Annotated in this window: 10 protein-coding genes; 1 reads left to right on the forward strand and 9 read right to left on the reverse strand. The window is 60.9% G+C overall.

Annotated elements, in window-relative coordinates; all coding sequences use genetic code 11:
• Positions 1-81: 81 nt before the first annotated feature.
• From ACF8SD_RS01840 to hmpA, 9 genes are all read right to left on the reverse strand, one after another.
• Entirely contained in the window at positions 82-1,209 is a 1,128-nt protein-coding gene (locus ACF8SD_RS01840; RefSeq protein WP_392483460.1) for a hypothetical protein, read from the reverse strand.
• 218 nt (positions 1,210-1,427) lie between these two features.
• On the reverse strand, positions 1,428-2,636 hold the full coding sequence (gene alaC / locus ACF8SD_RS01845) for an alanine transaminase (protein ID WP_392483461.1): 1,209 nt from the start codon (positions 2,634-2,636) through the stop codon (positions 1,428-1,430).
• Positions 2,637-2,973: 337 nt separating this feature from the next.
• Positions 2,974-3,861, reverse strand: coding sequence for a heme o synthase (gene cyoE / locus ACF8SD_RS01850; protein ID WP_029886721.1), 888 nt, complete (start codon positions 3,859-3,861; stop codon positions 2,974-2,976).
• Between the two features lie 11 nt (positions 3,862-3,872).
• On the reverse strand, positions 3,873-4,205 hold the full coding sequence (cyoD, locus tag ACF8SD_RS01855) for a cytochrome o ubiquinol oxidase subunit IV (protein WP_003248599.1): 333 nt from the start codon (positions 4,203-4,205) through the stop codon (positions 3,873-3,875).
• Positions 4,205-4,831: a cytochrome o ubiquinol oxidase subunit III gene (gene cyoC / locus ACF8SD_RS01860; RefSeq protein WP_029886722.1), complete on the reverse strand. Its 627-nt coding sequence runs from the start codon at positions 4,829-4,831 to the stop codon at positions 4,205-4,207. Before cyoC ends, cyoD begins: the two co-directional genes overlap by 1 nt.
• A gap of 3 nt (positions 4,832-4,834) precedes the next feature.
• The gene (cyoB, locus tag ACF8SD_RS01865; protein WP_009685201.1) at positions 4,835-6,853 is read right to left on the reverse strand and encodes a cytochrome o ubiquinol oxidase subunit I; all 2,019 of its coding nucleotides are present in this window, start codon (positions 6,851-6,853) and stop codon (positions 4,835-4,837) included.
• Between the two features lie 3 nt (positions 6,854-6,856).
• The gene (gene cyoA, locus ACF8SD_RS01870; protein ID WP_054890292.1) at positions 6,857-7,798 is read right to left on the reverse strand and encodes a ubiquinol oxidase subunit II; all 942 of its coding nucleotides are present in this window, start codon (positions 7,796-7,798) and stop codon (positions 6,857-6,859) included.
• Positions 7,799-8,355: 557 nt separating this feature from the next.
• On the reverse strand, positions 8,356-8,862 hold the full coding sequence (locus tag ACF8SD_RS01875) for a disulfide bond formation protein B (protein ID WP_173887633.1): 507 nt from the start codon (positions 8,860-8,862) through the stop codon (positions 8,356-8,358).
• A 456-nt stretch (positions 8,863-9,318) separates the two neighbouring features.
• Positions 9,319-10,494, reverse strand: a complete 1,176-nt coding sequence (gene hmpA, locus ACF8SD_RS01880; RefSeq protein WP_392483462.1) for an NO-inducible flavohemoprotein — start codon at positions 10,492-10,494, stop codon at positions 9,319-9,321.
• A gap of 154 nt (positions 10,495-10,648) precedes the next feature.
• On the opposite strand from hmpA, the gene norR reads away from it, so the two are divergent.
• On the forward strand, positions 10,649-12,205 hold the full coding sequence (gene norR / locus ACF8SD_RS01885) for a nitric oxide reductase transcriptional regulator NorR (protein WP_392483463.1): 1,557 nt from the start codon (positions 10,649-10,651) through the stop codon (positions 12,203-12,205).
• Positions 12,206-12,235 lie beyond the last annotated feature (30 nt).

Below are 12,235 nucleotides of genomic sequence, written 5' to 3' on the forward strand. Positions count from 1 at the left end.
CGCCATTCTCAGTCCAAGCAGGGGCGGCTGGATAGGGGGGCAATGCAAAAAAATTGCCGCTGATCCGGCCGCCTGGCACCGCTAGCAGATGGCTTTGTAAGTGTCGGCGTCCCAGCGCTGCAAGGCCAGGCCCGTGCTGGGTTCGTAGGCTGCGCCCTGCACCTCGCTGAAGCGCATGGGCGCTTGACCACAGTGCACCAGGCGGTCGTCCTTCTCACCCTCGGTGAGCACGGTATAGGACGCATTTCGCATGGCCTGGTACTGGTCATCCGCCGCTGCCATTTGCTGGTGATATTGCATCAACTGGCTGTCGGTCAACGCCAGGCGCTTGCCCAACTGCACACCCCAGCGGGCCAGGCAGACTTCGGCGAAGTGGCGAACGATCAACCCCGGTTCAGCCAACGCCTTGCCCGCGCCCGCGCCGTCAACCGAGGCGTTGCCTACCAGCGTGGCATGCCGGCCAGGCATTGGATAAATGCAGATGCGTGTGGTGCTCGCCACGGCAGGAACCACGCAGGCAAACCCTTTGGAACGCTCATCCCGCGAATAGAACCCCACGTACTCCTTCACGTTGCCGGCCAGGCTGACCCGCTGCTGCTGCACATTGCCAACCCCCGGTACCGGGTCGATGGCAAAGATGTTCACCGGTATGTCGCGCACTACAGGGTCTTGTGCCATGGCATTGGCCAGCATGTGGCAACTGATCCCTCCCCTGCTCCAGCCCACCAGGTTGACCTGGGTCGGCAGGCGCGGCTTGCGGAACATACTGATGATGCCCTCCTGCAATTGCTGCGGTGTTGGGTGGCGGGCGCCGTAGCTGTAGTTGCGCCAGAACCATGAGGCCGCAGACCCGGCATCCGGTATCGGCACCCCGGCTTGCTTCAGTCGCTCGTATTCTTCCTTGCTCAGTTCGTTGCGCTGCCAGTTGCTTTCGCCTTTGATCACCTGCAGCACGTGGTTGACGTTTTCTTCCCAGCCGCGGCCAAACAGCTGCCCGGTCCAGTTGTAATAGCCACCAGGTTCCACGAACAGGTTATCATCCTGAAGGTTGCCGCTGCCTGGACCATCGACAGCAATCCAATGGGCGAACTCGTGGCCCTGCTCGTTGCTGGCCAGGGTCGAAACCAGCTCGCCGTTCCAGAAGTTGGGGTTGGCGTGGTCGAAGCGGTGCGAGCCGGTGCCGCAGAAATAGGCGGTGAAGACACTCATGGGGGCGATCTCTTTGGTGAGAAATGAGTGCCGAAGGTAGGTTGGCTGAGGTTTGGAATGCAGGCGGAAAGCTCGCCCGGCTGAAGACCCTGGGGCTGCTTTGCAGCCCTTTCGCGACACAAGGCCGCTCCCACAGGTACAGCGCAGCTTCCGGATGCTGCGTGGTCCCTGTGGGAGCGGCCTTGTGTCGCGATGGGCCGCAAAGCGGCCCCTAAAGCTTACTTGCGAGCCAGCCCGTCGGCCCGGAACATCTGCCGAATGCCGCGAATGGCCTGGCGAATGCGGTCCTGGTTCTCGATCAGGGCAAAGCGCACATGATCATCGCCGTAATCACCGAAACCGATGCCCGGCGACACGCATACCTTGGCCTCGGCCAGCAGCTTCTTGGAAAACTCCAGCGACCCCAAGTGCGCATACGCCGGCGGGATCTTCGCCCAGACGTACATCGACGCCTTGGGGTTCTCGACCATCCAGCCCAGCTCGTGCAGGCCTTTGACCAGCAGGTTGCGGCGCTGGCGGTACTGCTCGGCAATGTCGCGCACGCACTGCTGGTCGCCTTCCAGGGCAGCGATGGCCGCCACCTGCAGCGGGGTGAAGGTGCCGTAGTCGTGGTAGCTCTTGATCCGCGCCAGTGCATTGACCAGCTCGGGGTTGCCGACCATGAAGCCAATGCGCCAACCCGCCATGTTGTAGCTTTTGGACAGGGTGAAGAACTCCACCGCAATGTCCTTGGCGCCCGGCACCTGCATGATCGACGGGGCTTTCCAGCCGTCATAGACGATGTCGGCATAGGCCAGGTCATGCACCACCAGCACACCATACTGCTTGGCCAGTGCCACCACACGCTCGAAGAAGTCCAGCTCCACGCACTGCGCGGTGGGGTTGGACGGGAAGCCAAGGATCATCATCTTCGGCTTGGGTATCGACTCGCGAATGGCGCGCTCAAGCTCGTTGAAGAAGTCCACCCCCGGCACCAGCGGCACAGAGCGCACCTGGGCGCCGGCGATCACCGCGCCGTAGATGTGGATCGGGTAGCTGGGGTTGGGCACCAGCACGGTGTCGCCCTGGTCGAGGGTGGCCAGCATCAGGTGCGCCAGGCCTTCCTTCGAGCCGATGGTGACAATGGCTTCGTGCTCCGGGTCGATGTCGACGTCGTAGCGTTCTTTGTACCAGTTGGAGATGGCCCGGCGCAGGCGCGGAATTCCGCGCGAGGTGGAATAGCCGTGGGTGTCTTCACGCTGGGCAACCTGCACCAGCTTCTCGACGATGTGCGGCGGCGTGGCGCCATCGGGGTTACCCATGCTCAGGTCGATGATGTCCTCGCCACGGCGGCGGGCAGCCATCTTGAGCTCGGCAGTGATATTGAAGACGTAAGGGGGGAGACGATCGATGCGCGCAAAGCGGCGCGGCGAACTTGGGTTGGCCATGGTTTCCTCTGAGAACGTAAGCGCCCGGAACCGTCCGAGCGACGCTGGCCGATGTGGCGGCCTGGATCAGAAGATAGTGCCGAGACAGGATACCTGTAAAGGACAAATTCCTGTTTTTTTGGATCTTTTCAGAAGTATTTTTTGAAAATACAGGATTTATGTTTTCCTGCGCTGGCCTCTTCGCGGGCTCGCCCGCTCCCACAGGGTTACCCGCAGCCCCTGGGACCTGCGCCGTACCTGTGGGAGCGGGCAAGCCCGCGAAAAGGCCGGCACAGGAAAAACACCCATAAAAAAACCCCAGCACATGGCCGGGGTTTTCGTGAAACAGGCAGCTATTTCAGCGTGCGTATGTCATCAGCACGTCCGCAGCGGTTTGGCTGTCCACACCCATCATCACGCTCAGGGCAGTGACGGTGAGGATGGAGAAGCCGAACACCTTGCGCGCCCACTTGCTGTCGTCCTCGGCCTTGTAGCCACCCCAGGCCATGTACAGCCAGTACAGGCCCATGGCAGCTGCCACGGCCAGGTAGCCGAGGCCGGCGTAACCGCCGAGGGTGAGCATCAAGGTAGCAAGCACGAAAGCCAGTACGTACAGCACGATCTGCTTCTTCGCCGCGAGAATGCCGCGTGCCACCGGCAGCACCGGAATGTTGGCAGCGCTGTAATCCTTGAAGCGGAAGATGGCAATGGCAAAGCTGTGCGGCATTTGCCACAGGCTGAACATCACCAGCAGGGTTACCGCAGCCAGGTCGAAGCTGTTGCTCACGGCGCAGTAGCCGATCACCGGAGGCATGGCACCCGACAGGCTGCCGACCAAGGTGCCGTGCACCGATTTGCGCTTCAGCCACAGGCTGTAGAAGCCGACGTAGACGACGAACCCTACTGCTGCGCAGAACGCCGACAGCGGGTTGGCCTGGACATACAGCAGGCTGAAACCCGCCACCCCAAGCAGGGTGGCGTAGATCAGCGCGAGGGGCAGCGACATGCCGCCCTGAACCATCACGCGGTTCTTGGTGCGCTCCATCTTGTGGTCGATGTCACGGTCGATGCAGTTGTTGAACACGCACCCGGACGCCACCACCAGCGAAGTACCGATCACCGCCGCCAGGAACAGGGCGAAATCCACATGGCCCTTCGAGGCAAGGAAGAAACCGCCTGCCACGGAAAGCACGTTACCGAAAATGATCCCCGGTTTGGTGATTTGGATAAAGTGCTTAACGGACATGCAGTCTTACCTCACTTGGCCAGCATTTCGAAGTGGATGCTGAACATGATCCACAGCGACAGGCCGACCAGCAGTGCGATCACCAGCGTGGTGAACAGGAACGTCGATACGTTGTTGCGTTGCTCTTTCGAGCGGTCCATGTGCAGGAAGTACACCAGGTGCACAACTACCTGAATCACGGCCATGGCAACGATGATCAGAACGGTCAGGTTCTTCGGCAGGCTGGCGGTCATGGCCAGGCCGAACGGGATCGCGGTCAGGATGATCGACAGTACGAAACCGATCATGTACGACTTGACGCTGCCGTGATTACCTTCGTGATGAGTGTCGTGTGCGTTAGCCATTACAGAACCCCCAGCAGGTAAACGACGGTGAATACGCAGATCCAGACCACGTCCAGGAAGTGCCAGAACAGGCTCAGGCAGCTCATGCGGGTCTTGGCGGTCGGCGTGATGCCGTGCTTGTTGATCTGGTACATCATGATTGCCATCCAGATCAGACCAGCAGTCACGTGCAGACCGTGGGTACCTACCAGGGCAAAGAAGCCCGACAGGAAGCCACTGCGCTGCGGGCCGAAGCCCTCGCCGATCAGGTGATGGAATTCATAGATTTCCATCGCGATGAAGCCTGCACCGAACAGGAAGGTCACAGCCAACCAGCCCAGTACACCTGCTTTCTTGCCATCGAACATCTTCAGCATGGCGAAGCCGAAGGTGATCGAGGACAGCAGCAGGAACAGCGTTTCAACAGCTACGAAGTCGAGCTGGAAGATGTCGTGACCCGACGGGCCGCCGGCAAAACTGCCGGACAGCACCGCGTAGGTGGCGAAGAGCGACGCAAACAGGATGCAGTCGGTCATCAGGTACAGCCAGAAACCCAATACGGTCATCTGGCCCGAGTCGTGGTGGTGGTCGTCATGCCCATGGTCGTGACCATGAGCTGCGCCGCCGTGCATTACTTGACTGGACATTGATTACACCCGCTCAAACGATTCGACACGTGCGCCGGCAGGCAGAGCACCTGCTTTGGCCAGCGCTTTCATACGCTCGCCTTCGATGCGCGCCACTTCTTCGGCCGGAACCATGTAGCCCTGGTCGTCACGTGCAGCGTGGCGAACGAAGACAGCGATGGTTGCAACCAGGCTCGCGCCCACCAGCCACCAGATGTGCCAGATGAATGCGAAGCCGAAGACGGTCAGGAACAGGCCCATGAACAGACCGGTAGCAGTATTGCTCGGCATGTGGATGGCTTCGTACTTGGCCGGAACCTTGTACGCAACGCCTTCTTCCTTGGCTTCGTGCCAGCAGTCCAGGCCAACTTTCTCAGGCATGTGAGCGAAGTTGTAGAACGGAGGTGGCGAAGAAGTCGACCATTCCAGAGTACGGCCGCCCCATGGGTCGCCGGTCACGTCCAGGTTCTGGTTGCGGTCGCGGACCGAAACGTACAGCTGGATCAGCTGGCAAGCGATACCGAACAGGATCAGCACGGCGCCGACAACGGCTACGTACAGGTAGGGTTCCCACAGTGGGTTGTCGGAGTGGTTCAGACGACGAGTCATGCCCATGAAGCCCAGGGCGTACAGCGGCATGAACGCAACGTAGAAGCCCGACAGCCAGAACCAGAAGGCAGCTTTGCCCCACTTCTCGTTCAGGGTGAAGCCGAAGGCTTTCGGGAACCAGAAGGCGAAACCGGCGATGTAGCCGAATACCGCGCCACCGATGATCACGTTGTGGAAGTGCGCAATAACAAACAGGCTGTTGTGCAGAACGAAGTCAGCACCCGGAACGGCCAGCAGTACGCCGGTCATGCCACCGATGGAGAAGGTGACCATGAAGCCCAGGGTCCAGAGCATTGGCGGGGTGAAGCGCACACGGCCCTGGTACATGGTGAACAGCCAGTTGAACAGCTTCACACCGGTCGGGATGGAGATCAGCATCGTCGCCAGGCCGAAGAAGGTGTTGACGCTGGCACCGGCACCCATGGTGAAGAAGTGGTGCAGCCATACCGCAAAGCCAAGGATGGCGATCGCGCCCGATGCGTAGATCATCGAGTGGTGGCCGAACAGGCGTTTGCCAGAGAACGTCGAAGTCACTTCCGAGAACACGCCGAAGGCCGGTAGGATCAGGATGTAAACCTCAGGGTGACCCCACGCCCAGAACAGGTTGACGTACATCATCGGGTTCCCACCAAGCTCGTTGGTGAAAATGTGGAAGTCCAGATAACGGTCAACAGTCAGCAGCGCAAGTGCAGCAGTCAGGATCGGGAACGATGCAACGATCAGGACGTTGGCCCAGGTGCAGGTCCAGGTGAAGATCGGCATGTCCATCAGCTTCATGCCAGGTGCGCGCATCTTCATCACGGTGACGAGGAAGTTCACGCCGGTAAGCGTCGTACCCAATCCGGATAGCTGTAGCGCCCAGATATAGTAATCGACACCTACCCCAGGGCTGTACTGGATGCCTGCGAGCGGCGGATAGGCAACCCAGCCGGTCTTGGCGAATTCACCAACGCCCAGCGAGATGTTGACCAGCAGCACGCCTGCCAGCAGCAGGTAGAAGCTCAGGGAGTTCAGGAACGGGAAGGCAACGTCACGTGCACCGATCTGCAGAGGAACCGCCAGGTTCATCAGGCCGGTGAAGAACGGCATCGCCATGAAGATGATCATGATCACACCGTGGGCGGTGAAGATCTGGTCATAGTGTTCAGGCGGCAGGTAGCCTTCGGAGCCACCGGTTGCGGCAGCCAGCTGGGTACGCATCATGATGGCGTCGGCAAAGCCGCGCAGCAGCATGACCATCGCGACGATGATGTACATCACGCCGATCTTTTTGTGGTCGACAGTAGTCAGCCACTCGCTCCACAAGTAGGTCCACTTGCGGAAATAGGTGATAAGACCGACGACAGCGATACCGCCGAGCGCGATCATGGCAAGCGTCACCATGACTATCGGCTCGTGATAGGGTATCGCCTCCAGGCTTAATTTACCGAACATCTCTTACTCCTCTGCACCGGCAGCTGGTTGCATACTCGATTCCACACCCTTGGTTGTGGCCAGATCTTTGCTGCCAGCTTCTTCGTGGCTACGGCCGCGGTTCATGCCTTCGTACTTGTCTACGATCAGCTGGAACTGCTCTGGCGAGGCCTCGCTATACAGCGCGACTGGGTTGTTTTCGCTTGGTTTGGCCAAGGCTTCATATTCGGCCTTGTCCAGCTTCTTCGGCGACTGCTTGACCTCGGCGACCCACTTGTCGAAGTCTTCCTGGGAAGTGGCAGTAGCCTTGAATTTCATGCCGGTGAAGCCAGCACCGCTGTAGTTGGCGCTGATACCGTCGAATTCGCCGTTTTCGTTGGCGATCAGGTGCAGCTTGGTGGTCATGCCGGCCATGGCGTAGATCTGGCCGCCCAGACCCGGGATGAAGAACGAGTTCATCACGGCGTCGGAGGTGACGCGGAAGTTGACCGGGGTGTTAGCCGGGAAGACGATCTTGTTGACCGTGGCAATGCCCTGCTCCGGGTAGATGAACAGCCACTTCCAGTCCAGCGCGACCACGTCGATCTGTACCGGCTTGACGTCAGAGTCCAGCGGACGGTACGGATCCAGCTTGTGGGTGGACTTGTAGGTGACGTAACCCAGGGCGATGATGATCAGGATCGGGATGATCCACACCGCGGCCTCGATCTTGGTCGAGTGCGACCAGTCAGGGGTGTAGGTGGCAGCCTTGTTGGAAGCACGGTACTTCCAGGCGAACGCCAGGGTCATGATGATCACGGGCACCACCACCAGCAGCATCAGCCCGGTAGCGATCAGGATCAGGTTCTTTTGCTCAATGCCGACCTGGCCCTTCGGGTCGAGCAGGGTCCAGTTGCACCCACTGAGTAAAAGCATGCCTAAAAAGGGCAATATGCCAAACAGTCTGGGGTAACGCTTTTTACTCATCTCACGACCTCTAGATCAGCTTGCTTCAATGCAATTTGTGTTTTGGTAGCCAACACTTCGTCCTGCCAAGTGAGGCATGTCGCGCCCGTACTCGCTCCTGCCTGGGTCTGACTGCAGGACCTTGGCTCAAGCGGGTTAGCGGTGCTTATGGTTTCGTAGGCAACAGGCCTGTACTTCAGACCAAGTCCATTTGGTGCGGGAAAACGCGGAGGGGGGTCCGCCCGGTATCGCCGTTGGGCGAAACTTGACGAAGTCAGCAAAAAGAAGCGCTGGGGCTTCCTTCAATCCTGCGACTCGCAAGCAGTGCCGAACGGGAATTGGGGGCGATTGTAGTTAGGTCGCCAACCCTTGACTATGACTTATTGAGCAACAGTCTTTTACAGAATCTGCAACAATGACGACTGATTATTCAACTTCGCGACAGTTTGTCGCACCCCGCTTGCCAGGCCTCAAAGCCGCATACTGCAAGGCTTTGAGATTGATCCAGATCAAGCGGTCGGCAACTTTTCCCTGTTCTCGCGGCCTGTAAAAGACCCCACCCAAATCGGGACTTTTGTCTAAGCCTGGCGGCGGTTTCGGTAGATGCCGAGCGGCACCAGCACAGCGGTCAGAACGAAGGCAACCAGCGCCCATTGCGCCAGCGACAAACCGAGGATCGGTGGGTATGGCGTGCTGCAGAAGCCATCGACCTGGAATGCCAATGGCCACAGCTTGGCCAGCGGCAGGTCATCGACGATCGGCTGGAGCGTATCGATACCACAACTGACCATCGGGTTGGCGAGTATATACACATGGTTGCCGGCCGCAATCATTCCGCCGATAGCACTGAGCACGACCAGGGCCTCGAAGAAGGTCAGGCTACTGCGCCCAGGCATGGCCGCCGCGATAAAAGCGAACACGGCAATGAACAGCAGTGCATAGCGCTGCAAGATGCACAATGGGCACGGCGCCTCACCCAGTACCACCTGCATGTAGAGCGCGCCGCCGATCAGCGAAATGCAGATCAGGCCCAGCAGCACCAGAAAGCGCCGTTCCCGATTCAGGCGCGATGTTTGTTCGTTCATTACCGGTTCCTTCGATGGAAAGTGGCAGCGTGGTCCGCCTGCCCTGGCGCAAGTCTACACGCTGGGCGGGGCCTGTGAGCGTGTCGAGGAAGCGGCGTGATAGCGCTGCGCAGGGCTATCCGGTGTGGCTGAGACCGGCCAGAACGAGGTCGGTTCAACGGCGGGCGGCAAAAAACCACTGCCCGAGCGCCGCGCAGGGGTTAGCCCCTCGACACCCGGGAGTGAAGGATACCGTGATTAAAGGATGATTAAGAATGAAAGCGGCGCTGGTGCTTTCATCTTTCCTTTATATATAGGCACAAAGGTGCGATGCGGGGCATGCCGCTGGAAATGCATAAGCCTGCACCGGCCCTATCGCCGGCAAGCCGGCTCCCACAGGGAACATTACAAGCCCCAAAAGCTGTTCAGTCCCTGTGGGAGCCGGCTTGCCGGCGATAGGCCCGTACAGCCGCTACATCACTCCAGCGCCGCCGCCGGCCCAAAGAACTCGTAGCGGCTCTGCTGTTCCGGCACGCCCAGGCCCCTGAGCTGGCGCTTGACCGCCGCCATGAAGCCCTTTGGCCCGAGGAAGTAAGCATCCACGTCCCGTTCACGCGGCAGCCACTCGGCCAGCAGGTCTTCGCTCAGCACACCGACGGCATCGGCCGCACTACCATCCGGCTCGGCATAGCAGTAGAAGCGCTTGAGCTGCGGGTGGCGCGCCGCCAGGCCATCGATCCAGTCGCGGAAGGCATGCACCGCACCATTGCGTGCGCAGTGAATGAAATGCACCCGACGGCCGGTTTGCAGGGCGGCCTGCAGCATCGCCAGGGTCGGGGTAATGCCCACACCGCCACTGATCAGTACCAGCGGCTTGGCACTGGCTGCCAGGGTGAAGTCACCTGCTGGCGGGAACAGTTGCAGGGTATCGCCAACCTGCAACTGGTCATGCAGGTAGTTGGACACCTTGCCGCCCGCCTCGCGCTTGACGCTGATGCGGTACTCCTTGCCGTCACACAACGCCGACAGCGAATAGTTGCGGCGCTGTTCGGCACCGTCGATGTTCAGTTTCAGGCCAATGTACTGCCCGGGCTCAGCCTTGAGCACCGGTTTGCCGTCCACAGGGGCGAAGTAGAACGAAACGATTTCGCTGCTTTCCTGTTCGCGGCGCACCAGGCGGAACTCGCGGTTCCCGCGCCAGCCACCCTCGGCCGCTTCCTTTTGCTGGTAAAGGTTTTCTTCGGCACCGATCAGGATGTCGGCCAACTGACCATAGGCAGCGCCCCAGGCCTCGATCACCGCCGGGGTGGCAATGTCCTTGCCCAGCACTTCCTCGATGGCCCGCAGCAGGCAACTGCCGACGATCGGGTAGTGCTCCGGCAGAATCTGCAGGGCGACGTGCTTGTTGATGATCTGCCCGACCAGGCCACCCAGTTGCTCCAGCTGGTCGATGTGACGGGCATACATCAGCACGCCGTTGGCCAGCGCGCGCGGCTGGTCGCCGCTGGCCTGGTGGGCCTGGTTGAACAGCGGACGCACCTCCGGGTACTCGCTGAGCATCATGTTGTAGAAGTGAGTGGTCAGCGCTTCCCCCCCGCTTTCCAGCAGGGGGACGGTGGCCTTGATGATCGCGCGTTGGTCGGCATTGAGCATTACGGTGACTCCTGGGCCTAGGGCTTAAAATGACTGCCTGGGTCATTACAGCAATCGTGCCAACTTAAATTTCCAATTAAATCAGTCACTTGCGTATTGCCATGTCAAAACGACTCACCACGACGTATAGTCATATCGACCTAATGGAGTCCATATGACCTCAAAGCCATTGCTCACCACGTTGCTGCCATTGGTCAGCGACCTGTCCCGCGAACTACCCGACCAGGAGCGCTACCGCCGCCTGTTGCAGGCCATGCGCAGCCTGTTGCCATGCGATGCCGCCGCGCTGCTGCGCCTGGACGGGGAATGGCTGGTGCCACTGGCCGTGGACGGGCTGAGCCCCGATACCCTCGGCCGGCGGTTCCGGGTGAGCGAACACCCGCGCTTCCAGGTCCTGCTCAGCCGCCCGGAGCCCACCCGCTTCGCCAGCGATTCCGAGCTGCCCGACCCCTACGATGGCCTGGTGACCGCGGTCGCGGCCTCGCTCGAAGTTCACGACTGCATGGGCTGCCCGCTGATGGTCGATGAGCGCCCATGGGGCCTGGTCACCCTCGATGCGCTGACGCCGGGGCAGTTCCAGAGCCTGGAGCTGGACGCCCTGCAAGCTTTCGCCAGCCTGGCCGCCGCGACCGTAACCGTGGCCGAGCGTATCCAACACCTGGCCCTGCGCGCCGAAGACGAACATCACCGCGCCGAAATCTACCGCCAGGCCAGTGGCCAGAACCAGGAGCTGATCGGCCAAAGCCCGGCCCACAAACGCCTGGTGGAAGAGATCCGCCTGGTCGGTGGCAGCGACCTGACCGTACTGATCACCGGCGAGACCGGTGTTGGCAAGGAGCTGGTGGCACAAGCCCTGCACCAGGCCAGTAGCCGCGCCAACCAGCCGCTGGTCAGCCTCAATTGCGCAGCCCTGCCGGACACACTGGTGGAAAGTGAGCTGTTCGGCCATGTGCGCGGGGCCTTCACCGGCGCGCACGGCGAGCGCCGCGGCAAGTTCGAACTGGCCAACGGCGGCACGCTGTTCCTCGACGAAGTCGGCGAACTGCCGCTGACCGTGCAGGCCAAGCTGCTGCGCGTTTTGCAAAGCGGTCAGTTGCAACGCCTGGGGTCGGACCGCGAGCACCGCGTGGACGTGCGCCTGATCGCCGCCACCAACCGTGACCTGGCGGCCGAGGTGCGCAACGGCAACTTCCGCGCCGACTTCTATCACCGCCTCAGCGTGTACCCGCTGCAGGTACCGCCACTGCGCGAACGTGGGCGTGATGTGCTGCTATTGGCCGGCTACTTCCTCGAACAGAACCGTTCGCGCCTGGGCCTGAACAGCCTGCGCCTGAGCAGTGAGGCCCAGGCCGCGCTGCTGGCGTATGCCTGGCCTGGCAACGTGCGCGAACTGGAACACCTGATCGGCCGTTCGGCGCTCAAGGCGCTGGGCCAACACCCCGACCGACCACGTATCCTGACCCTTGAGGCCAGCGACCTGGACGTGCGTACAACGGCACCGGCGGCCGCAGCCACGCCCCTCCCTGCCCCGCCGCTGTCGCTAGCCAACCTGCCCGAGGGTGGCCTGCGCGAGGCCGTCGACAGCTACCAGCGCCAGGTGATCGAAGCGTGCCTGCAACGGCATCAGGACAACTGGGCGGCAGCGGCGCGCGAGCTGGGTCTGGACCGTGCCAACCTCAGCCGATTGGCCCGTCGGCTGGGGCTTCGCTGAGGTTTATCTACAAAAGGATTAACCCAGAAA

This window comes from Pseudomonas sp. CJQ_9 (assembly GCF_043106615.1).
Classification (GTDB): Bacteria; Pseudomonadota; Gammaproteobacteria; order Pseudomonadales; family Pseudomonadaceae; genus Aquipseudomonas; species Aquipseudomonas juntendi.